A 23,747-nucleotide genomic window follows, 5' to 3' on the forward strand; every position below is an offset into this window, starting at 1 on the left:
ATATATAATATATAATATATAATATATAATGTGGGTGGTAGGGATCTGAAGGCTTAGAATTCTAAGAACTTCAGCTTAAACTGTATGGCGAAATTCTGTTTGAAATTCGGGGTGGTATAATAACCTACCCTGTAGAATAATCCTAGGTTGAAATAACTTGACAGGAAATTATTCCATTCCAGACCTACTTCCTGATACAGGTGATTCAGTGGCTTGAACCGGAACTGATGATACTCCGGATATTTCATATTTCCAATAGTTCCCCTTAATACGAAATCGAAGCTGGAAACATTATGCCCAAAGCTTTTAAAATAAAATGGAAGCTTATGGGTAAAGTAATACGCCACAAACTTATCATTGTAATATTTTCCACCTTCCAGTGTCGCAAACCCAAGGTATGAGGTAAGGTTGAAATTGAAATCCTTCCCGGGAGAAGCAAGTCCGTTCATAGTGAAATTCTTCCATATAGGAGCTTCTCCGAAAACCATTCCTCCATACAATCTGAAACCGGTAGTTCCAATGGGAGTTTTAAAATTATGAACAAAAAGGGCATCAAAACGGGAGTAATTAAAATCTCCACCGGCCATTCTGTAGCTTTGTTCATAATTAAAATAAAGCTCGGGATATTTCTGATCAATCAGGGATTTTCCCTGAGGAGTCATGATATTGGTTGAGTTGGGAGAATATTTTAAAGTAAACAAAGTATTTAAATTCTTGAATGACGAACCGCCGTTTCTGAACTGATAGTCAAATTGAGCTTCTTCAATATTTCTTCTTACCGCAAAGGCAAGGGTAAGACCATTGGTGACATCATTCAGATAAGATAAAGAAACTCCTTTAAAATGAAAATATTTATCATTATTAAGGTTGTTTCCGAAATTCATCATCCTCATCTTGAAGTTCCATAGCCTGCGGTAGAATTCTCCTGAAGCCGTTACATCATCATAGAATTCAAACCTGAAGAATGAATTTTTATCCAGAGTGGTTTTCATGTCTAATCCCATTCCATATTTCCACCTTCTGTCTTTTACCCCATAAGCAAAATAATAATCCGGGGAAAAGTATGGATTGAAGTTTTCATTTATTTTGGCCTTTAATCCCAGTCTGAATCCCTCAAAAGAGTTGTAATTCACAATTTCATCCACGGCAAGATCTACAGAACGGATTCTGATTTGCCCATTAAGTAAACCGGATAAAATCTGGGCTTTACCGTCTATTTTATATTTTTTTCCTAAGCTGTCTATTGTTTTATAGGTATTCTGCTCTCTTTCAGTAAGCGGATCGGTCCTGTACTGGTTCAGTGAATGCCCGTCAATATTCTTTACGGAGAAGGTATATCCTTTAAAATCTTTAGGATTTTCGTCTATGGGAGACTCAAAGTCAAAGTATTTGGAAGTGAGGAAGGCATAGGTCGCAAAGCTTTTTTTATCTTTTTTATTAAGACGGTCTTTATCATCCATAGCCATTTTCCCCATTTTAAGCTTTGTTTTTTCGTCGGCAAGAAACCATTTGTTGTTATAAAATATCCAGGTGCTGGTGATAATTCCGTCGTTCTTGTTTTTACTGAAGTTTTCAATTTTTTTAACGCCGTAGGTTTCGGTATCTACATAAATAGTACCATTGTATTTCCTTTTCCTGTCAGGATTTTTGTAGTTTACCTCCCGGAAACGGATGACGAAATTTTTTCTTCCATCCAATTCTATGGTATCAGATAAATAGTATCTGTATAAGCCTCTGTTTTCCTGTTTGATCTGCTCAGGAACCACATCTCTGTTACTCTGCTGAAGTGCGATCATCTCATAGATAGGCTGTTTCAGTCCGGAAATCCTGTTATCGAGGATATTGATCTTCTCACCGTATTTTTTTGAATATAAAAACTCCTGAGCCCTTTCCCAAAGAAACAGCTTACTCTTTGAAAAGATCTTTCTTGCAAAGCTGTTGTTTAATGAATCTTTCTCTCTCTTTTTCTTGAAAAGACTTAAATCATTAAAATATTCCTGAAATTGAGAAATGCTGTCTTCATCAATATCCAGGGATATTTTCTCATAAGATTTGTAAGAATAAGAACCTAGGCTTTTCGGAGAATTTTCATAGAAAAGCTTATTGGCTTTTTTCAGGATTTCTAATGCCCTTGGGTCGCTTTTATCTTCAATGACAACAGCATCAATAGAAGTGGTTTTTGATGTTTTTTTTACCAGGGAGACTTCCATGCTGCTTTCTACCGTTGCCGTTTCTTTTTGATAAGATTCGGCTTCAATATCTATGGACTTACACGTTGATGTGAACTCAAGAGTCCCTTGGGAATTGGTATAGCCAAGGATGTTGTCGCCACAGGAGATTTTAACGCTGGAAACAGGCTTTTGACTGGTGTCATCAACAATTTTAATTTTTAATTGTGAATATCCCAAAAAGCAGATTAAAAAAAATAGTAATAGTAGACCCCTTTTCATGTAAAATAACTATTTCAAAAGTACTAATATTTATTGTTTTAGAAAAGTTTTTAACGGACTATAACATTGATTTCATCTAATTTCATAATGGTAAAATCAAGGTTTGTGAACGCTAAAAAAGCAGACTTATCCGATGTTGGGGTATAAAGTATAGGATTCGTGCGCATGATGAAGAACTTAGGTTATTATAGAATTCTTTATTGGTAGTACAATTTCCAGCCAGGGCTCCTGTCTGATGAGTCATAATTTCCCTTCACCGGAAAGGTGGAAAATTTTATACTTGAAGGGCAATTTCACAGCTTTTTATTGCTTTTGATCATCCAGGGCTTTCATAAATTCAATAATATCATCAATCTCCTGATCTGTAAGTTGTAAAGGAGCATCAGAAAGGGTCTGGTTATCTACTTTAAATCCAACACCTTTTCCACCACCTTTATTATAAAAGTTCATGACTTCTTTCAGTGTTTTATAGCCTCCGTTATGCATATAGGGAGCGGTCTTGTTGATGTTTCTAAGGCTAGGTGTTTTAAAAGAATGTTGTAATGCTGCCACTGTTTCATGAAATTTTCCTCTTCCCAAATCATTGTCAAAAGTGGTGTTATCTCCATTCACGGCTACTCCCAATACTTCCTGTTCTGTTTTTTTGAAAGTAGGAGGTACGGTTCCGTTGAACAAAGGGATGAAGTGACATATGGCACATTGTGCTTTCCCAACAAAAAGATTAAACCCTTTTTTTTGCTGAGCCGTCATGGCGGATTTATTCCCACGCATATATTCATCAAAATCAGCATTGAATTTTGCCAAAGAACGAATGTAGCTTGCCAATACATTCTGAAGCTGCCATGCTTCTGTTTTTTGAGAATGATAAATTTTTTTAAAGGCTGCCTGGTATTTTTTGTCCTGGTTGATCTTGGCAAGGATCACAGTAAGGTCGCCATGCATTTCTTCTTTATTTGAAATAACATCGGAGCTTTGCCCTTCCAGATCGTCTTTTCTCATATCCCAAAATTGGCCATGCTGAAACCCTGCATAATTAAGAGAAGGAGCATTTCTTGCAAGTTCTGAATTTTCCAGCGACATAGACTTGGCAAGTCCGTCAGTAAAAGCTTTTTCAGGGATATGACATGTTGTACAGCTTCTGTTGTTATTGTCAGACAGCATTTTATCATTAAAAAGTTGTTGGCCAAGACTTGCTTTCTCATCAGAAAATACAAATTCCTTTCCAGGTGTAAAGGCATTGGGATTGAATGCATTTTTAGAAAAAAAAGTAGCTGCATTTTTTTGGAGAGCAGTGGTTACCTCAACATCAGGAATCTTTTCCTGATTTTTGAACTCAAGCAGTAAAGAGGTGATCTTATTGAAATGGTCCGGAATAAAATTGACATAATCAAACGTATTCCTGTCTGTATTTTTTTTCAGAATCTCAATAGCAGTATCAATTTCAGTAACAATGCTTTTCAATGCTTTATTCTTTGACTGATCAGTGGAAATCTGCTGCAATGTCTGCTTAACACCCTGAAGAGAATATGGGATCTCTTTCAGAAATGTTCCGGAAATAGGAGTGTCAAAACCCGAAATACCCAAGCTTGAAATTCTGAAAACTTCCTGTCTTAAAGCATCGAAAACCTGATCTCTACTGACAGTTATGACCTGAAAATTGGTTTCAATAGTATTGCTTTTATTAATTAATTTTTTTAAAAATCTGATCACCTCATCTTTGTTTCCCTGATCATAAGGATACAACATTTCTTCCAATACCTGTAAGCCTTCCGGTTCTATTTCCGTATGTTCGTCCATTTCTATTTCAGGCAAAGCCGGACCATTAATGAATCTGGCAGAGTGGGGAAGGAAATATTCCACTGCCCATTCCATTTTTTTGTAGGTTTTTCTAAGTTCCTCAAACTTCTCCTGAAGTTTTTTTTCATCTGAATGGTTAGAAATAAGGACGATCAGTTCATTGATCTGTTTTTCAAAGGCATCATTGTTCTTGATAATCTGATTCTTTACAGATCCCAGATCTTCTGAAGCAGGCAATTGCTTATCACTTTTACAATAAGAAAGAATGAAAAGTGCAGCTGCAGAATATAAAAACAGGAATATCGGATATTTTGAAAGTTTTTTCATAGGTATGAAAAAGTATCAACAGAAGTTTTTCTATTGATACTTTTTATTTTTATGAGGTGATTACAATTATTTTTCTACGTTTCTGATAATAACAACCTGCCCGCCTTCTTTATTGGTATTGACTCCGGAGCCGTCAGGATTTTTAAATTTATCCAGCTGCCACGTATGAGAATGAATGTTTACTGTAAAGGTATTGGGAACACCTATGATATCTGAAATATCGGTCATCGCTCCAAATTCCCATGAACCGAACTTCTGAAGGTCTCCGGATTGGTTATAAGCCGTCTGCCATGCCGAATCATTTCTGTTGTGTTTCATATTCAGCCATGGTTTATACTGTTTCGTACCGATATTAAGCTGCCATATGTAAGAATCATGGCCTACAGCTTTGTAATAAGAATCTCCGTCTTCCTGAATATATACATAGTTTTCAGTAACACACAGGTTATCAGGATTGATAAGATTATGTCCAGGATTGGAATCTCCTTCTGCGACAACTTCCAACTTTCCTGTCAGCATATTATTAGCATTAAGAACAAGCTTATACACCCTTCCCCACATCGTTAATCCCGGTTTTGGATTCACTCCGTCAGAAGATTCTCCGGTGGCTGTAAAATAAACTTCTCTTCCTTTTCCGGCTCCTTTTCTGTAATCTACATCTTCAACCCTTGAAAAACGGATTGCATTATTATCAATATTTTTTTGATTGATCTGAGCTCCTGTAAGGTTTTTAGCATTAGGAATTTCAACGAACTCCACATCATAGCTGCTGCCTTTTACCATATCAGTCTCAGTATAGCTGTTGTTTGTTCTTTTTAAAGAATATAATTTTCCGTTATCAAGATCTCCCTGTGTATTGGCTACATACATGATCAGTTGCCCTGCAGACTGATGAGAAGAAGAATAAGACTGATCTTCACCAATGATGATATAAGATTTTCCGTTGGATACATCTTTAGGAAGAGGAACTGCATTTTCCATAGAAGCCTTTCCTAAGGCAGGTTTTACTCTTGTTTTATCTGTCGCCTGCGAAGTTGGTGCCAATGGATTTAAAGCGTGAACCATACTTTCTTCACCAGATTCTCCGGCAGTAAGAAAAGCACTGAAACCATGAGTTTCGGGAGTGGCTAATGTAGCAGAACACAACCTTGTCATTCCTCCTGTTCCATTGAGAATATATTCCCCTTTTACAGGTCTGAAAGTTTTATCTAAATATACCCTTGATACGGATTGTTTGATCTCATGGTTGGTGATCATAAGATAACCGTCTGAATTAGGATCTTTCATAATGCCCATTCCGTCCGGCTGACCTCCAAAAACAAAGTCCGGAGAACCTGAAAGAATATCGGAGCTTGAAATAAGTGTGGTGATATTTAAATTTTCAAAACCAGGCATTCCAAAAACGAACGCAGATTCTTTAGAAAAATTTTCAAGTTTGATGTTGTCATTGACGGGGGTATTGCTATCCCCGTTATTGTCGTCGTTACAGCCCTGGAATACAAGAGCAGCAAACAATAGCGCGCCAATAGTTTTATTAATTTTCATAATTACTTTTTTGAATTTCGATAATACAAAACTAATGCTCCGGTGTTAACAGGGTTTTAATAGGACAAAACAAATAGTTTAAGATTAAGCAATGATTTGTTAAGATAAGATCAATAATTAGAACGGTTATAAATAAAAAAATGGCTGTTTCAAGCGAAACAGCCAATGGTAATATGAGAATAATATTCTATTTTAGATATGTAATGCCTTTTGGTAAGCATTTTCTAAACCATCCAGGTTTTTACCTCCGGCAGTTGCGAAACCAGGATTTCCACCACCACCACCTTGGATCTCTTTGGCAAGATCTTTTACGATAGCTCCGGCCTGGTAATCTGCTGCAAGATCATCAGATACCCCTACAGTGATCATAGGCTTTCCATCTGCGTCAGAAAGAATGATGGTCACAGAAGTTGGGATTTCTCTTTTCAGCTGGAATACGATGTCTTTAACAGAACCTGCATCCAAAGAGGTTTTCTTTACCAAAAGCTGTTTGTTGCCCTTCTGTTCATAAGCATTTTTCCAGTCGCCGATTTCTCCTTTTGCCTTCTCTTTTTTTAGAGCATCTACTTCAGATTTTAATGATGCATTTTCTTCGATAAGTTTTTCGATAGATCTTACTACATCTTTAGACTTCAGTAATTGAGAAAGCTCACTGATCTGCTGTTCCAGGTTTTTGAAATATTCTTCAGATTTATCACCCGAAATCGCTTCAATTCTTCTGATTCCTGCTGCTGCAGAACCTTCAGAAGTAATTTTGAAGTGGCCAATTTCACTGGTGTTTTTTACATGAGTTCCTCCGCAAAGTTCTTTTGAACTTCCAAATTGGATCATTCTTACACTGTCACCATATTTTTCACCAAACAAAGCCATTGCCCCTTTCTCTAAAGCCTCCTTAATAGGAATGCTTCTGAATTCCTGTAAAGCAATACTTTCTTTGATCTTATGATTTACTTTTTCTTCAATTAAAGCTAATTCTTCTTCCGTCATTTTATTGAAATGAGAGAAATCGAAACGAAGATAATCAGGACCTACATAAGAACCTTTCTGCTCTACGTGAGTTCCTAAAACATCTCTTAATGCTTCATGTAAAAGGTGAGTTACAGAGTGGTTAGCCTGGGAGTTTTTTCTGTCTGAAGCATTTACTTTAGCATAAAAAACTGCTCCCGCATCTTTTGGAAGACCGTTGATCAGTGAAATGATCAATCCGTTTTCTTTCTTTGTTTCCAATACTTCAAAACTTTCAGAAGCATTTTCCAGGATTCCTTTATCTCCCACTTGTCCACCACCTTCAGGATAGAATGGAGAGCTGCTTAGTACTACCTGATAAAATTCTCCGTCTTTATTTTCTACCTTTCTGTATCGGGTAATATAGGTTTCGGATTCCGTTTGATCATATCCAACGAATGTTTCCGGTTTTTCCTCTAAAACCACCCAATCGTATACTTTTTGAGCAGAGTCAGATTTGGAACGTTGTTTCTGCTTTTCCATCTCAGCTTTAAACCCAGCTTCATCAATCGTTAATCCTTTTTCCTCAGCAATAATTCTTGTTAAGTCATCCGGGAAACCATAGGTATCATAGAGTTCGAAAACTTCCTCGCTTGGTAATACTTTTAAATCATCAGCAATCGTCTGCTGAATTAATTTTTCAACTCTGATCAGTCCGTTTTCAATAGTTTTTAAGAACGATTCTTCCTCACTTTTAATAACTTCTGAAACCAGTTTACCCTGCTTCTCCAATTCAGGGAAGAATTTACCCATTTGATCCTGAAGAACAGTTACTAATTCAAAAAGGAAAGGTTCTTTCATTCCCAGGAATCTGTAAGCATAAGAAATACCTCTTCTTAAAATTCTTCTGATAACGTATCCGGCACCTCCGTTGGAAGGCAATTGTCCGTCAGCAATAGCAAAAGAAACCGCTCTGATGTGGTCTACCACCACACGGATAGCAATATCTTTTTCGTCCGTTAAAATACCGGTGTATTTTTTACCGGAAAGTTCTTCAACTTTAGAAATTAGCGGGGTGAAAACGTCGGTGTCATAATTGGAAGACTTTCCTTGAAGTGCCATACAGAGACGCTCAAAGCCCATCCCTGTATCCACATGCTGGGCAGGAAGTTTTTCCAGAGATTTGTCTGCTTTTCTGTTGAATTCCATGAAAACCAGATTCCATACTTCCACTACCTGTGGATGATCCTGGTTAACCAGTGTGATCCCGGGAACAGCCGCTTTTTCTTCCGGAGTTCTTAAATCGATATGGATCTCTGAACACGGTCCACATGGTCCGCTTTCACCCATTTCCCAGAAGTTATCTTTTTTATTTCCATTAATGATCCTGTCCTCTGAAATATGAGATTTCCAGAAGTCATAAGCATCCTGATCTCTGTCAAGGTTTTCAGAAGCATCTCCTTCAAAAATAGTGACATATAAATTTTCTTTTGGAATTCCATATACATCAACCAATAGTTCCCAGGCAAAAGCAATAGCCTCTTTTTTAAAGTAATCCCCGAAAGACCAGTTTCCTAACATTTCAAACATGGTATGGTGATAAGTATCTCTACCTACATCATCCAGGTCATTATGCTTCCCTGAAACCCTCAGACACTTTTGTGTATCGGCAATTCTTGGGGCGGTAGGCGTTTTGTAGCCTAAGAAAAAATCTTTGAACTGCGTCATTCCTGAGTTGGAAAACATAAGGGTAGGGTCGTCTTTCAGCACAATAGGAGCTGAAGGAACGATCAGGTGGTCTTTACTTTTAAAATAATCTAAAAATTTTTGACGTATCTCTTGTGATGTCATAGTATTGCTTTTGCTTTTTAACGTATCAAATTTTGATAAGATGCAAATTTAATGTTTTTAGGTGATTTAATATCTACTATTGAATATTTTCAGATAGGTTTATCAAATGTCCGGCATAATAATGGAGTATGGTTTATATTTTTAGCCGCGAACAGCAATGGAGAGATACCATAAAAAAATCAACTGTGCATAAAATAAATAATTATTATTCACCATAATTTTGCAATTTTCCATTTAACTTATTACCTTCGTTATGATCTGAATAAGATAAAAAAACATAAAAAAATGATGAAAAACGAAGTGCTGAAAAACTGGATAGAACACTATTCAGAACCGCTTTTAAAGAAAGCTTTTTATCTGCTTTCGGATAAAGAAGAAGCTGAGGATATCGTTCAGGATGTATTCATCGCAGCATTTTCATCATATGATTCTTTTGAAGGAAAAAGCCAGCCGCTGACCTGGCTGATGGCTATTTTAAACAGGAAAGTTGCTGATTTTTACCGTAAGAAATACAGATCCGAACCCAATATCAGACTCGATCATTTTTTTGATGAAACAGGCTCATGGAAAAATAATGATGTATTGAATGACTGGAATGCAGCCGGCAAAGAATCTGAACTTTTGGATGATCATGATTTTAATAAAACATTGGAAGAATGTATCGAAGAACTGCCTTCCAGATGGAAAATCCTGTTGAAAATGTATTATATTGAAGAAAAAAAAGCACCCGAAGTGAGTCAGGAATTCAATGTTTCAACGACTAACCTTTGGAAGATCTTACAACGCAGCCGTATGCAGCTTAGGGAATGTCTGGAATTTAACTGGTTTTCAAAATTATAACAATTACAATGGTAAAGAAAATTATACATCTATTATTTCTGTCATGCAGTGAAGCCACACTGCTCATGGAAAAACGTAATGCCCGTGCTATTTCTCCCAAAGAAAATTGGAAACTCAGTATACATCTTATGATCTGCAAATGGTGTAAGATGTACAATAAAAAATTAGCATTGCTGGATACCCTATTTAAAATGACTTTTTCTAAAAAAACAGCTGAAATTAAAAAATCTGATATTCAGTATTTTAAAAATAAAATGATGGAAAAGTTGGGTTTTTAAGAAAATCCTGTCAGGATTTCGAAATACCTCCGACTATACTTTTGAAAATAAAAAAGTATAATTTAAAATTTTAAAACATGGTCGGAACAACACAATCTAATGAAAATACAAAAACATACCCATTAGGATATTATGTCTCGCTTTTTGGAGCCGCTCTTATTTTGCTCTGGATTGGTATTTTCAAATTTACCCCTACTGAAGCTGTTTCTATAAAACCTTTGGTGGAAAACCATTTTCTAACTTTTTTCGTATATAAGATGATGAGTGTTCAGGCAGTGTCAAATCTTATCGGAACGATAGAAATTATCATTGCTTTATTACTGATATTTAGTGTGAAATTTGCAGTACTGAAAAAGTATGCGGGAATAGGAATGATAGTGACATTTCTGGTAACGTTAAGCTATCTGTTTACAAGCCCGGGAATGTGGAAAATAGTGGATGGTATTCCGGTGACAGATTTCTTTATTTTAAAAGATCTTATGCTTTTAGGGTTTGGACTGATGATCGTTCAAAAATAATAAAAATGAATAAAAAGAAAAAAATGAAAAATATATTAATTGTACTCGGTATTATTCTGGGTATCGCAGTCTTTGCTGCAGGTTCCGGGCTATTTAAAAATAAGAAATCCGGAAAAGAAGAAGTAAAAAAAGAAAATCAGGAAACTATGGATAATAAAAATGTTAGAGAAATTTATTTTGCAGGTGGATGTTTTTGGGGAACAGAACATTTCTTTCAGCAGATTCGCGGAGTAGTAGGAACAGAAGTTGGATATGCCAATGGAAATACACAAAATCCCACCTATGAAGAAGTGGTAAGCCATACCACAGGTTTCGCAGAAACAGTAAAAGTGAAATATGATCCTGAACAGGTTGACCTGAAATTATTGATTGACCTTTATTTTAAAACCATTGATCCTACCAGTAAGGATCAGCAGGGGAACGACCGAGGAAACCAGTACCGTACAGGAATTTATTTTAAAGATAAAAATGATGAAGCTGTCGTAAAAGGAGAAGTGGAGAAGTTGGCTAAAAACTACACTAAACCGGTAGTGGTAGAGACTGTTGCTTTGAAGAATTTTTACAGGGCAGAAGACTATCACCAGGATTATCTGGATAAAAATCCGGGAGGTTACTGTCATATTGAACCGGGACTTTTTGAAATGGCCAAAAAAGCAAATCCTCTTCCGAAAGCTGCACCGAAAGTAAAGTATGAGAAACAGGATAAAAAAGTTCTGAAAGACAAACTTACTGCAGAACAATACAACGTAACCCAGGAAAATGCTACGGAAAGACCTTTCCAAAATGAATACTGGAATGAAACCCGTGAAGGAATTTATGTAGATATCACTACCGGAGAACCTTTATTTATTTCAACAGATAAGTTTGAATCAGGCTGCGGATGGCCTAGTTTCTCTAAACCTATTACGAAAAAATTAATAGACGAAAAGCTGGACAAGTCGCAAGGGATGACCAGAGTAGAGGTAAGAAGTAAAACAGGAGATGCTCATTTAGGGCACGTTTTTAACGATGGTCCTGAAGATAAAGGAGGATTGCGCTACTGTATCAACAGTGCATCCCTGAAGTTTATTCCAAAAGCAGATATGCAGAAAAAAGGATATGGGGAATATATTCCGTTATTAGATAAAAAGTAATGTGAAATATGAAAGGAAGAGACTGTCTTTAAGGCAGTCTTTTTTTGTTAGTAATGCGTCTGAAACCTTTCTTTGATGCTGAGTATTGAAATACTGAACAATATCAGGAATCCCAGAATAAGATAGTAAGCTTCTTTCGTCAGATGGGACAGAAAATATTGAGTTTTATCAAAAATATTGGGTTCAGGGATAATGCCTGTTACTATTGAACCTGAGTCTATTATTTCAACTTCTGTATCATGGCAGAGATAACAAGGTTCGGGAGATGGTCTTTGATAGGTAACAGGAACCAGGAGATGACCTGTTTTTTCAAGATCCAAACCATACTCTTCATGTTTTGAAATAGCCATATCATTTAATAGAGAAACAAAATCTCCATATGTATTTTCATTCCCCAAGATAAATTCGATGCCTGTGTTTTGCTCATTCCTTTGTTGCAGTGCTTTCACTTCTGAAACATACAGATCAGAGTTTTCCTTTGCTTTACCGGAGGGCACTTTTATTTTTTTATAATTTAAATTTCTCAGTGGTTCAAGCGTACTGCTATAACTCTTATCCTTATTTATTTTTGCGGGAATTCCAATATCTATTACTGATACTGCTATTTCTTCTATTTTTCTGTTTCCGTAATGCCAGAACAAGACAGGAATGGTCAGAGCACTTATTAATCCCGGAAAATAATAAATCCTTTTCATACTAACTTTTTTTGTTGATTTGAAGACTTTCTTTAATGCTGAGCATGGAAATATTTATAAACAGTAAAAATGCAAAGATAATGTAATAAGCCTGTTTAGGAAGCTCAAGTACATATTTTATCTTTTCAAAACCAGTGTAGGATAGTTTATTCCCAGGATGATATTCACCACCAACATTATCATAGCATCTTTCAATTCTATTAGGATCTTTATAAAAGTGTAACGCAAAAAAATGTCCTGTTTTTTCCATGTCTACACCATAAGCTTCCTGTTTAGAGAGAATCATAGCATCGATTAAAGCTATAAAATCCTGATAAGTGTTTTTATTTTCTATAACAAATTCAATTCCTTTTTCCTTTTCATTCTTTGCCTGTAACTTTTTAAGTTCGGAAACATAAAATTCCCGGTTTTGAAGAGCGGTGCCTGGTTGAACTATGATTTTTTTGTAGTTCCAGTTTCTATAGGGCTCAAAAGTATTGTCTAAACTGGTCTGATGGGTAACTTTTGCAGGAAGTGCGAGATCCATACCTGAATAGGGTGGATGAATTCTCTGGCTTCCATAGTACCAGAATAAAACAGGGATCAAAATGGCACTGAACAATCCCGGAAAATAATATATTTTTCTCATTTGCGTGGTTTTTGATAAAATTAATAAAAAAATTAATTACGATGTATACTTGATGATGATGGTGATAACCATTGTTTTTTATATAAATACAGATGGGTAATTAATTGATAAAACCCAAAAAGAATATCAATTTTCATTATATTTTTAAGATTAAAATATTAAATTTGATAGAACTAATAGGGAAATATGAAGTTAATTGAACTGGCAGAAGAATTGAAAGTCTCTGCAGAAACGATCAAACAGTTTATACAGGATTTTGACCTTGAGTTGGTAGACTGTATCAGCACGAATTTTGAAGTGAAAGAAGATTTTGAAAAATTCGCCCGTGAAAACCTGGATTTTTTAAAGCTTTATGAAAAAGATCTTGATAAAAATAAAACCCTGGAGCAGATTGCTGAGGTAATTAATCAGCCTAAAGAAAAAGTTGAAAAAGCAATTAAGGACAATAATCCTAATATTTTTGACAATGGCTTTTTCAAATCCTCTATTTCAAGTTATGGTATTGATAATAAACTAGGCGGAAATTACCAGTTTGTCTATGATTATTTCGGGCATAAGACGAGTCTGAAAAAAAGAGATTTTATAGGCTATAGAGATTTGTTTTTTTACACTTCGGCAGTTTTAGAGCCTTTTCTGAATCCTCAGCAGATCAAAGACTGGGGAATCAATAAGCCGGCAGGGATTATTTTATATGGACCTCCCGGAAGTGGTAAGATTTTCTGGGCCAATAAGATTGCTGAAATCATAGGATACAGCTTTAAAGAAGTCAAAAAGCACTATTTAGGAACATCCCTGATTGATGGGAACGAAATTAATTTCAGTGACTTTTTAACTTCTATGCTGAAAGAAAATAAAATACTGCTTTTTCTCGATGATTTTGACGAAATTATGATGCAGAGAAAAGCAGAAACAGATATTGCTTCCTGTAATCTTGAAGTCCAGGAGCTTATTCTTCATTATATCGGGAAATTTGAAAAAGAAGGAGTACTGATGGTCGGATCTGCCAATTCTGTTTCAGAAATAGATGAGGAGATTCTAGCACCGGGAAGATTTGATGTGATGATCCCCATATTCCCTCCCAATGCTTCAGAACGGTCAGAAATTATTTTATATGCGATGACCAGAGGCTTGGAAGAGGATTCTCTCCTATACAAAATTCTCATTTACAATAAAGCGGATAAAGTTCCGTTCTGGCACGAGATTTCATCAAAAATGAAAGCTTTCAGCAATACCATGCTGATTGATTTTACCCAAAGTCTGAAAAAAAGAATTAAAAATCTATACCAGAGAACAAAGAATGAAAAGCTTAAAATTGATCAGGGACTTTTGAATGCTGCTCTAAGAGACGCTGCGGGGAAACTTACCGAAGAATATCTTGATCAGGTAGCCCGATTTTTAGCTGATGCCATTATCAATAATTTTGATGAATTTCAGTTTAGAATCAAGGCACTTAAAGCTGAGCTGGAGTCCTATAAAGTAGTGGAAGAACCAAGACGGGCCATAGGTTTCTCTCATAATGAAGAGGAGAAGAAGACCAAATAGAAAATTCGGGGTTCGGGTTCGAGATGCAGGATGCGAGTGTAAGGGTGCGTGATACAGGATAAAAGATATAAGGTTTAACGATAGATAATCTGAAATTTGGTGTCTGATATCTTGAGTCTTGATTCTTGGCTCTTGGCTCTTATTTCTTATCCCCTTATCTCCACTCTCAACGTCTCCTATCTCAAATCTATACATCCTACTTTTTACATTATACATTGTACAAATGATCAGCATCTGGGAATTAGAAACCTTTTACAGAAAAAGAGATATTATCATTATAGGAGCCGGTTTTTCCGGGCTTTGGACTGCTGTTTCCATTAAAGAGAAATATCCTGAAAAATCGGTATTAATTATCGAGCGTAATGCAATGCCGCTTGGTGCTTCAACGAGAAATGCAGGATTTGCCTGTTTTGGAAGCCTGACAGAGGTGATTGCCGATGCTCAGAATATGGGGTGGGAAAAGACCCTGGATTTGGTTGCTATGAGGTTTAACGGGCTTCAGAAAATCAGGGAATATTTTAAAAATGACGAAATAGACTTTGAACTTAGCGGAGGATATGAAATTTTGAATAACGAAGAACCCTTACAGTATATTGATATCGTTAATGAAAAACTGAGATCTGTTACCGGACTTGAAAAAACGTACCATCTGAAACAGGATAAAATAGAAGACTTCGGTTTGGGAAAATCAAAGTTTCTGATTGAAAATAGCTGTGAAGGAAGTTTACATTCCGGGAAATTATTGCAGAGGCTTTTAGAAAAATGCCATGAACTTAAAGTCGGGTTTTTATTCGGTACCGAAGTGGAGAATATTGACGAAAACCCTCATGAGGTGATGGTTCATCTTTCAGAAGGTCTTTCTGTAAAAGCAGATCAGCTGATATACTGCACCAATGCTTTCAGCTCAAAATTCCTGGAAAAAGAAGAGATTATTCCCGCCCGTGGACAGATTCTTCTCACGGAGCCTATAGAAAATCTGAAATTAAAAGGTACATTTCATTACGATGAAGGATTCTATTATTTCAGGAATTTAGGAAACAGGGTTTTACTGGGAGGAGGCCGGAATCAGGATTTTAAAACAGAACAAACTACAGCTTTTGAAACCACCGAATTCTTGCAGAGTCACTTAGAAAACTTTTTAAAAGAAGTGATCTTACCGGATCATGAATATAAAATAGCCCTCCGGTGGTCAGGAATCATGGCCATGGGATCAGAAAAAACACCTATCATAAAACAGCTTTCAGAAAAACAGTTCTGTGCCGTAAGGCTTTCCGGAATGGGCGTGGCACTTGCTCCAAAGATTGGGGAAATGGTGGCTGAGATGATTTAGGGTGGGTTTAAGATGTCAGATGTCAGAAGTTGATGTTGGGTATTAGATTTTAAAGAGTTAAGAGCCAAGAGTCAAGAGTCAAGAATCAAGAGGTAAGAGGTAAGGAGTAGAATAATTAGCCTTACATCTTATATCCGACAGCTTGCCTTCTCGTATCTCGTATCTCGCACCCCGTATCCCGAATCCCTCACCTCACAACACTTTCAACTTTGAACTCTCAACTCTAAAAGAAATCCGTATTTTTGCAAAAAGAATAAATCGTGATTAACAACGACCAGATAAAAGAAGTTCAATCCAGAATTGAAGACTTACACAGATACCTTCAGATAGAAAAAAAGAAAATAGAAATAGCCAACGATGATGAAAAAACGGCTGCTCCTGAGTTTTGGGATAACCCTAAAACAGCAGAAGCCTTTTTGAAACAGCTTCGTTCCAAGAAAAAATGGGTGGAAGGTTATGATGAAATCCAGACACAATTTGAAGATCTTCAGGTTTTAGCAGATTTTGCTAAAGAAGATCCGGATTCTGAAAAAGAACTGGATGAAACATTTCCACAGTTGGTAGAAAAAATCGAAGATCTTGAATTTAAGAACATGCTTTCCAATGAAGGGGACGAGCTTTCTGCTGTTCTTCAGATTACTGCCGGAGCCGGAGGTACAGAAAGCTGCGACTGGGCATCAATGCTGATGAGAATGTACACCATGTGGGCAGATAAACAAGGATATAAGATCCGGGAGCTTAATTTTCAGGAAGGAGATGTAGCCGGTGTAAAAACCGTTACCCTGGAAATTGAGGGAGAATATGCCTTTGGATACTTGAAAGGAGAAAATGGAGTACACCGTTTGGTAAGAATTTCACCTTTTGACAGCAATGCCAAACGCCATACAAGTTTTGTTTCCGTATATGTTTATCCTTTGGTAGATGATACTATTGAAATCAATATTAACCCTGCTGATATCAGCTTTGAAACCATGAGGTCTTCAGGAGCAGGAGGCCAGAACGTAAACAAAGTGGAAACGGCAGTACGTTTACGTCACGCACCAACCGGAATTATTATTGAAAACTCAGAATCCCGTTCACAGCTTCAGAATAAAGAAAAAGCAATGCAGCTCCTTCGCTCAAGATTATATGAAATGGAATTGGAAGAACGTATGAGAGCAAGAAACGAGATTGAAGCCAATAAGATGAAGATCGAGTGGGGAAGCCAGATCAGAAACTATGTGATGCACCCTTACAAATTGGTAAAAGATGTACGCTCAGCGTATGAAACATCAGATGTGGATGCCGTAATGAACGGAAATATCACTCCTTTCTTAAAAGCTTTCTTAATGGCAGATGGAACGGCGGTTTCCGATGATGATATGGAGCTATAAATATCATGTTTTATTTTTAGTTAAAATCTTATAATTTATTTTTGTTTCAGGTATTTTAGACCTATTTTTGTTGTTCATCGAGATATATGGAAGATTTTAATAGCTGGAAGGATTTATTAAACCCGGAGTTTTACATAAAAATGGGAGGGTTTTGGCTTATTTTGTTTATTGTTTTTGCTGAAACAGGTCTTTTTGTAGGATTTTTTCTTCCTGGAGACTCTCTGTTGTTCGTTTCGGGGATTTATGCCGTTGAAATTATCAAAGAGACATTCGGCTCCACAGGGAGTGATTTCCTGGATACTACTATTTTGGCTACCGGAGTTGCATTAGCTGCAATTATAGGAAATGAAGTAGGATATTATTTTGGAAGAAAAGCAGGTCCCGCCTTGTATAAAAGACCGGATACAATGCTTTTTAAGAAGAAATATCTGTATCAGGCTCATGATTTCTTTGAAAAACATGGAGCGTTAGCCATTATTATGGCCAGGTTTTTACCTGTTGTGAGAACCTTTACGCCTATTGTTGCAGGGATTGTGAAAATGGACAAAAAAGAATTCTTAAGAGATAACATCATTGGTGCTGTCTTATGGTCATTCATTTTGATTTTTGCAGGACATTATCTTGATAAATTATTCATGGAACAGTTTGGAATCAATCTGAAAGAAAAACTGGAATACATCATCATTATTATTGTCCTTGTAACCACACTTCCTGTGATTGTAAAGTTTGCTTTTGGAAAAAAAGAAGATCTTTCTTCCAAATATGACAACAGGGATTTCGAATAGTAAACAAAATGCTATACAATACATAACCTGCTTTTTTAGCAGGTTATTTTTTTATCCATTCCAGGATATTCGGATAAATAATACTATCTCTTTTTCTTTTACTGAAAAATCTGGGTACATGACCTGTTTTCTTCATAAAGACCAACTTGTGGGGGACATTCATGCTGGTAAGAGCAGAATCCATGGCAAGTCCCTGATGATGATTGACCAGGAAATCATTATTCCCCTGAAAAAGCAGGGTAGGAACACTGGTGATATTAGCTATCGGGCTGGCTTCCTTAAATGCTTCAGAAACATTCTTTCTGTCGAACTTAGTTCCCACCACTTTCTGAAAGGTAGGAGAAGTGTATTTGGAATAAAAAGAATTAAGATATTCCGGGCTGTAAAAATCTGTAGGGCCGCTTAAGGAAATGATTTTCGTGATCTGATCAGAATGTTGATATCCATATAGCAAAGCGAGATGCCCGCCGGCACTTTCTCCAAGCAAAACATAATTATTGGGAAGCAGCTCAGCTTTTTCTGTTAAAGAATTAAATCTTTCAATAGCCGATCCGATATCTTCGAGTTGCTGTTTATAGGTGATTTTTTTTCGTTTAGAAACCAGCCGGTAATTCATATTGATACTTGGAATTCCATTTTTGAAAAGCATCTTTTGAACCTGTATCATATGTTCTTTTTTTCCTAAAGTCCAGGCGCCACCATGAACAATAAGAACTACAAGTGCATCCCGGGCATAATCTTTGGGAAGAAAAATATCCATCTTCTGCCTTTTATGCTCTCCGTACTGTAGATTATAGATTTTCTGCTGGCCTCCCGGACCTACCCAGACCCTGAATCTGGTATTACATGAATGGAATATAAAGCTTATACATCCTAAAACAAAGAAATGATATCTGAGGACTAGCTTTTTCATACATCAAATGTAAGAAAAATATGACGATTTACAGACCATTCTGAATAATCCCATTCAGCTTTTTTCAGCTAATTCCTTTAATTTTTGATTCATGATATTGAAACTGGTAGCTGTATTAGTAAAATTAAAAAACGGGACAAGGAAACCTGAAAACTGTTCTGACTGGATAAATTGAGTGGTCCCGTTTTTATTGTCAACCAGCTCAAAATGATGTTCACCGTCAAATACTCCCTTGAACAATAGTTTTCCTACCCATTTTAATTCTTTATTTTCTTTTTTGGATAAAATGACAGGCTTGAAAACCATTCCTTTTCCTCCCTTTGGTTTAATGGTAACCCGTATTTGGTTACCTTCTTCTACAGCTCCCTGGATATTGGTAATAAACGGATTCCAGGATGGATAATCCTGAAAATTGGTTAATATTTTCCATATTTTTTCAGGACTGGCATGAATGGTAATTTCTGTTTCTATTTTCTTTGACATGATAAAATGATTTTTATGTAGGCAAAGTTCGGTGAGAATACTAAAGATCCTCTTGACAAAAATCAAAGATTTCCTGTGGCTATTTTATTTCTTATCCTACTGAAGGTCTCAGAGGTCATCCCAAGCATTGATGCAATATACTGCAAAGGAATTTGATTGAATAATTGAGGATTTTCATTAAAAAAACATAAATATCTTTCTTCAGCGGTCATTGATAAATGACTGTAAACTCTTGTTTCAATGGTGGTGAAACAATGAATGATGAAGGCTTTTTCTAAAATGTACCATTGAGGAACCAGGCTCTGTAGCTTTTCGTAATCAGTCTTATTGATGGTGTATAATTCTGTATCTGTAAGAGCCTGAATAGTCCATCTTGCCGGAATATCAGCCATAAAACTGGATAGATCCGTTACAAAATATCCCGGAGTGGAAATCCATTGTGTAATCTCTTTTTTTTCAGTTTCACAAAAGATCCTTAAAAACCCGGAGCGGATAAAACTTAATTTTGTGCTTTTCTTCCCTTGCTTCAGGAAAAAATCATTCTTTTTAATAAGCTCCGGTTTGAAAAAAGAGATGATTGTTTTTAAATCATCAGCATCAATATCTGTAAAATATGAAGTAAGGCTATACTCAAGATCAATATTTATTTTGCTCATGGTTGAGGGAATTCTAAGTTTTCAGCATATCGGTATAGAGAACTATTGTATCTGGGCAGGTGTTTGGATAATGCTTTTAAGGCTAAAGATAATGCTTCTTTGTTTTCACCTGCAGAATAAAGTGAAAGGGCTAAAAAAGAATCGACAGCATCATTCAGTTCATCAGAATAATTTGCTTTTTCTTCTCTCAAAATATAGATGCTTTCTTCTATTTTTCCATTATTTCTTAATGTACTTGCCAGCTGAATTCTTGCTCTTCTTCTTCGTAAACCTGATAATCCGAGACTCAATGCAGATCTGTACAGTGGTTCGGCTTCCTCTTCATGTCCGGTAGAGTCAAAAGCACAGGCCATTTCAAAATGGGGGATAGCCTGTGAACCTGAAAATAATACTGTATGATCTTTAATTTGCTGAATGAATTCTTCATTGCTAATTTTTCCAAATTTCAGCCAGATGAGCTGTAATTGGGTTTCCCAGTTGGCTAGGTCATTCATTTTATAACAATTTAAACAAAGATATAAAATGTTGAAAAAGGGGGCACTACTTTATGATTTTGCTTATTCTTAAAATTATTGTCGTATTATGAATAAGGAAACGGAATTAAATAATTATTTTTGCTAGACTTAACAAATATTAAAAAAATATTAAAATATGGCTTCAGGCTTTTTTGCAATTTTAGATGATATTGCAGCATTGATGGATGATGTAGCAGTGACCAGTAAAATAGCTACACAGAAAACGGCAGGTATTTTAGGAGATGACCTGGCTGTAAATGCTGAAAAAGCCACAGGCTTTCTTTCTTCAAGAGAGCTTCCGGTTTTATGGGCTATTACCAAAGGTTCATTTATTAATAAACTGATTATTCTTCCCATTGCCTTTTTGCTCAACTGGCTGTATAAGCCGGCTATTGAGATGATCCTTATTCTCGGAGGACTGTATCTGGCTTTTGAAGGCGTAGAAAAAATTATTGAATTCCTGTTTCACCGTTCTAAAAAAGGGCATGAAGTAGTGGAAGAAAGTAAAGAGGAAGACAATTCTGAAGTATCTGAAAAAGCAAAAATAAATTCAGCCATCCGAACAGACTTTATTCTTTCTATTGAGATTGTCATTATTGCATTAGGTACCGTTATACAGGAAAACCATCCGTTGATTACCCAGATCTTAACGGTAACTTTTGTGTCGTTTATAGCTACTGTAGGAGTGTATGGAATTGTTGCCTTAATTGTAAGAATGGATGATGCAGGGTTTAAGCTGATCAAAAAAAGCCATGATAAAGGATTCTTTTCCAAGCTAGGACACTTATTGGTAAAGGCGCTGCCTGTTATTATTAAAGTTTTGGGAGTGGTAGGAACAGTCGCTTTGATTCTGGTTTCAGGAGGTATTTTTGCTCACAATATCCATTATTTGCATGAACTGTTACCAACATGGCCTGCTATGCTTAAAGAATTTACTTTCGGAATTGTAGGTGGCTTGGCTGCTGTAGCGGTTTTTACTATCGGAAAAGCAATATATTCTTTAGCAGTGAAAAAGTAAATTAAATTTTAAATAATTGATACACAAAAATCCTGTACAACGTTGTACAGGATTTTTTATGTATAGCCATTAGAGGTAAAACTTTTAAATACAAAAGGATTCCCGTAAGAACCCTTTTTTATATTAATTGAATAAATCTTTTACTTTATCAAAGAAAGTTTTTTCCTTACCGGATGGTTCTGCAACCATTTCTCCGCTGGACATCTGCTTCTCAAAGAAATCTTTCTGTTCCTTTGTAAGCTTCTGTGGAGTCCATACATTGATGTGAATAAACATATCACCTTTTCCATAGCTGTCGATGCTTGGGAGACCTTTTCCTGCAAGCCTCAATATCTTTCCGGACTGTGTTCCCGGATCTACGGTAATCTTTACCTTACCTCCTACAGTAGGAATCTCTCTTTTAGTTCCCAGTGCAGCTTCTGCAAATGATACATACAATTCCTGGTGAAGATTGTCACCTTCTCTTTTGATTGTTGCATCCACTTCTTCCTCTACAATAACCAGTAAGTCTCCCGGAATTCCTCCAAATGGAGCATCATTTCCTTTTCCTCTTACATTAAGCTGGATACCATCTCTGGCACCGGCCGGAATATTAATAGTGATCTCTTCTTCATCTTTTATAAGCCCCTGTGCATTAGCTCCTGCAGGAATTTTATCTGCAACTTTCCCGATTCCCTGACAGGTACTACAGGTAGCCTGTGTCTGCATCTGACCGAACATCGTGTTCATTATTTTAACCTGAACACCGGAACCGTTACAGGTAGGACATGTTTTTGAAGTAGCGCCTTCTGCTACTTTCATTTTTTTAACTTTAATGGTTTTTTGGGTACCGTTCACCATTTCTTCAAGGTTAAGCTTGATCCTGATTCTTAAATTAGAACCCTTCACCTGCTGGCGTCCGCCACCACCACCTCCGAAACCTCCGAAAATATCTCCAAACTGACTGAAAATATCCTCCATATTCATTCCGCCTCCGAAGCCTCCACCCCCGAAACCACCATTTCCGCCTACTCCGGAATGACCAAACTGGTCATATCGGGCACGCTTCTGATCATCGCTTAATACCTCATAGGCTTCAGCAGCTTCTTTGAATTTTTCTTCAGCCTCTTTATCTCCTGGATTTTTATCCGGGTGAAATTTGATGGCCATTTTTCGGTATGCTTTCTTTATTTCGTCGGCTGATGCAGATTTGCTGATCTCCAGAACCTCGTAGTAATCTCTTTTTGACATGACTTTCTATATCTATAATTGATGATTGATAAATGATAAAAGATATTTAAGTAATAAAAGTATAGCTACCTATCAATTACCACTCATCATTTATCGTTTATACTATTAGTTTCCTGTTACTACTTTTGCAAAACGGATTACTTTATCACTTAAAGTATATCCTGTTTCAATAACATCTACAATTTTACCTTTTAAATCTTCTGATGGAGCAGGGATTTGAGTAATAGCTTCATGGAAGTCTACATTGAAGCTGTCGCCGGCTTTTACCTCGATTGCTTTTAATCCTTTTTCAACAAGTCTGTTTTTGAATTTCTGATAAATAAGTTCTACTCCCTGTAAATCAGATTGATTTCCGTTTTTAGCAATTTCTTTTAATGCTCTTTCAAAATCATCTAATACTCCAAGCATGGAGACCATCATATCCTGATTGGCATATTGGAAGAATTCCATCTTCTCCTTAGATGTTCTTTTTTTATAGTTTTCAAACTCTGCATACAATCTGATGTAACGGTCTTTCTCTTCTGCCAAAAGTTCCTCAGCAGAAGGAGTAGCTGTCACATTGTCCTCAGATACGGCTTCGTTCTGAATATTGTTTTCTCCTTGATTATTGATGCTTTCTTCGTTAATATCCTGGTTTTCCATAATTCAATATTTATTTACAGATTGTTTGACAAAGATTCTGCCAAATCAAAAAATCAGGACATTAAGGCAGTCTGTTTTTTCAAATAAGGATATTTGAACTTCAGCCTGCTTATTATATAGGTTAAAATATAGAAATTATACTAAAGAACGGTGTGTTATCTTATGATTTGGAAGTTATTAACCAATGACTATGATCATTGCTGCAAATAGTTGGATTATTTATTTTTATATGGATTAGCCTCATATAATAATA

21 protein-coding genes are annotated in these 23,747 nt (G+C 36.3%); 9 read left to right on the forward strand and 12 right to left on the reverse strand.

Annotation, left to right across the window (positions count from 1 at the left end):
- Positions 1-53: 53 nt before the first annotated feature.
- The 4 genes from LQV47_RS22115 to alaS all read right to left on the reverse strand — a co-directional run bounded on the left by LQV47_RS22115 (position 54) and on the right by alaS (position 8,915).
- Complete coding sequence (locus LQV47_RS22115; RefSeq protein ID WP_230041289.1) at positions 54-2,408, reverse strand: hypothetical protein; 2,355 nt, start codon at positions 2,406-2,408, stop codon at positions 54-56.
- Between the two features lie 345 nt (positions 2,409-2,753).
- Positions 2,754-4,574, reverse strand: coding sequence for a cytochrome c peroxidase (locus LQV47_RS22120; protein ID WP_230041290.1), 1,821 nt, complete (start codon positions 4,572-4,574; stop codon positions 2,754-2,756).
- Between the two features lie 66 nt (positions 4,575-4,640).
- Positions 4,641-6,119 carry a hypothetical protein gene (locus tag LQV47_RS22125; RefSeq protein ID WP_230041291.1) on the reverse strand — a complete coding sequence of 493 codons (1,479 nt, stop codon included), beginning with the start codon at positions 6,117-6,119 and terminating at the stop codon, positions 4,641-4,643.
- Positions 6,120-6,311: 192 nt separating this feature from the next.
- The gene (alaS, locus tag LQV47_RS22130; protein WP_230041292.1) at positions 6,312-8,915 is read right to left on the reverse strand and encodes an alanine--tRNA ligase; all 2,604 of its coding nucleotides are present in this window, start codon (positions 8,913-8,915) and stop codon (positions 6,312-6,314) included.
- A 285-nt stretch (positions 8,916-9,200) separates the two neighbouring features.
- Here alaS and LQV47_RS22135 point away from each other — a divergent pair, with 285 nt between their 5' ends.
- The 4 genes from LQV47_RS22135 (at position 9,201) to msrB (ending at position 11,684) form a co-directional block, all read left to right on the forward strand.
- The gene (locus LQV47_RS22135) at positions 9,201-9,755 is read left to right on the forward strand and encodes a sigma-70 family RNA polymerase sigma factor (RefSeq protein ID WP_230041293.1); all 555 of its coding nucleotides are present in this window, start codon (positions 9,201-9,203) and stop codon (positions 9,753-9,755) included.
- 8 nt (positions 9,756-9,763) lie between these two features.
- The gene (locus LQV47_RS22140; protein ID WP_230041294.1) at positions 9,764-10,033 is read left to right on the forward strand and encodes a hypothetical protein; all 270 of its coding nucleotides are present in this window, start codon (positions 9,764-9,766) and stop codon (positions 10,031-10,033) included.
- Between the two features lie 77 nt (positions 10,034-10,110).
- Positions 10,111-10,551 carry a DUF417 family protein gene (locus tag LQV47_RS22145; protein ID WP_230041295.1) on the forward strand — a complete coding sequence of 147 codons (441 nt, stop codon included), beginning with the start codon at positions 10,111-10,113 and terminating at the stop codon, positions 10,549-10,551.
- Between the two features lie 146 nt (positions 10,552-10,697).
- Positions 10,698-11,684, forward strand: a complete 987-nt coding sequence (gene msrB / locus LQV47_RS22150) for a peptide-methionine (R)-S-oxide reductase MsrB (RefSeq protein ID WP_230041307.1) — start codon at positions 10,698-10,700, stop codon at positions 11,682-11,684.
- A gap of 47 nt (positions 11,685-11,731) precedes the next feature.
- On the opposite strand, the gene LQV47_RS22155 is transcribed toward msrB, so the two are convergent.
- Together LQV47_RS22155 and LQV47_RS22160 are read right to left on the reverse strand one after the other, a co-directional pair.
- Positions 11,732-12,379: a hypothetical protein gene (locus LQV47_RS22155; RefSeq protein ID WP_230041296.1), complete on the reverse strand. Its 648-nt coding sequence runs from the start codon at positions 12,377-12,379 to the stop codon at positions 11,732-11,734.
- 1 nt (position 12,380) lies between these two features.
- Positions 12,381-13,007 carry a hypothetical protein gene (locus LQV47_RS22160; protein ID WP_230041297.1) on the reverse strand — a complete coding sequence of 209 codons (627 nt, stop codon included), beginning with the start codon at positions 13,005-13,007 and terminating at the stop codon, positions 12,381-12,383.
- A 186-nt stretch (positions 13,008-13,193) separates the two neighbouring features.
- Between LQV47_RS22160 and LQV47_RS22165 the strand changes: the two genes are divergently transcribed.
- The 4 genes from LQV47_RS22165 to LQV47_RS22180 all read left to right on the forward strand — a co-directional run bounded on the left by LQV47_RS22165 (position 13,194) and on the right by LQV47_RS22180 (position 18,037).
- Positions 13,194-14,549 carry an ATP-binding protein gene (locus LQV47_RS22165; protein ID WP_230041298.1) on the forward strand — a complete coding sequence of 452 codons (1,356 nt, stop codon included), beginning with the start codon at positions 13,194-13,196 and terminating at the stop codon, positions 14,547-14,549.
- A 223-nt stretch (positions 14,550-14,772) separates the two neighbouring features.
- Complete coding sequence (locus LQV47_RS22170; protein WP_230041299.1) at positions 14,773-15,879, forward strand: FAD-dependent oxidoreductase; 1,107 nt, start codon at positions 14,773-14,775, stop codon at positions 15,877-15,879.
- A gap of 260 nt (positions 15,880-16,139) precedes the next feature.
- The gene (gene prfB / locus LQV47_RS22175) at positions 16,140-17,252 is read left to right on the forward strand and encodes a peptide chain release factor 2 (RefSeq protein ID WP_084086130.1); all 1,113 of its coding nucleotides are present in this window, start codon (positions 16,140-16,142) and stop codon (positions 17,250-17,252) included.
- A gap of 86 nt (positions 17,253-17,338) precedes the next feature.
- Complete coding sequence (locus tag LQV47_RS22180; RefSeq protein ID WP_230041300.1) at positions 17,339-18,037, forward strand: VTT domain-containing protein; 699 nt, start codon at positions 17,339-17,341, stop codon at positions 18,035-18,037.
- A gap of 43 nt (positions 18,038-18,080) precedes the next feature.
- On the opposite strand, the gene LQV47_RS22185 is transcribed toward LQV47_RS22180, so the two are convergent.
- The 4 genes from LQV47_RS22185 to LQV47_RS22200 form a co-directional block, all read right to left on the reverse strand.
- A complete protein-coding gene (locus tag LQV47_RS22185) occupies positions 18,081-18,950 on the reverse strand; it encodes an alpha/beta hydrolase (protein WP_230041301.1) in 870 nt (289 codons plus the stop codon).
- Positions 18,951-19,004: 54 nt separating this feature from the next.
- Complete coding sequence (locus tag LQV47_RS22190; RefSeq protein ID WP_230041302.1) at positions 19,005-19,433, reverse strand: SRPBCC domain-containing protein; 429 nt, start codon at positions 19,431-19,433, stop codon at positions 19,005-19,007.
- A gap of 62 nt (positions 19,434-19,495) precedes the next feature.
- The gene (locus LQV47_RS22195; protein WP_230041303.1) at positions 19,496-20,089 is read right to left on the reverse strand and encodes a Crp/Fnr family transcriptional regulator; all 594 of its coding nucleotides are present in this window, start codon (positions 20,087-20,089) and stop codon (positions 19,496-19,498) included.
- On the reverse strand, positions 20,086-20,583 hold the full coding sequence (locus LQV47_RS22200) for a tetratricopeptide repeat protein (RefSeq protein ID WP_230041304.1): 498 nt from the start codon (positions 20,581-20,583) through the stop codon (positions 20,086-20,088). The genes LQV47_RS22195 and LQV47_RS22200 overlap by 4 nt, the downstream gene beginning before the upstream one ends.
- A gap of 157 nt (positions 20,584-20,740) precedes the next feature.
- On the opposite strand from LQV47_RS22200, the gene LQV47_RS22205 reads away from it, so the two are divergent.
- Complete coding sequence (locus LQV47_RS22205) at positions 20,741-21,622, forward strand: DUF808 domain-containing protein (RefSeq protein WP_230041305.1); 882 nt, start codon at positions 20,741-20,743, stop codon at positions 21,620-21,622.
- A 123-nt stretch (positions 21,623-21,745) separates the two neighbouring features.
- Here the strand turns inward: LQV47_RS22205 and dnaJ are convergent, their stop codons facing one another.
- A complete protein-coding gene (gene dnaJ / locus LQV47_RS22210; protein WP_230041306.1) occupies positions 21,746-22,852 on the reverse strand; it encodes a molecular chaperone DnaJ in 1,107 nt (368 codons plus the stop codon).
- Positions 22,853-22,957: 105 nt separating this feature from the next.
- Positions 22,958-23,497, reverse strand: coding sequence for a nucleotide exchange factor GrpE (locus tag LQV47_RS22215; protein ID WP_230041308.1), 540 nt, complete (start codon positions 23,495-23,497; stop codon positions 22,958-22,960).
- Positions 23,498-23,747: the final 250 nt, after the last annotated feature.

This window comes from Chryseobacterium sp. Bi04, from assembly GCF_918698085.1.
Taxonomy (GTDB): domain Bacteria; phylum Bacteroidota; class Bacteroidia; order Flavobacteriales; family Weeksellaceae; genus Chryseobacterium.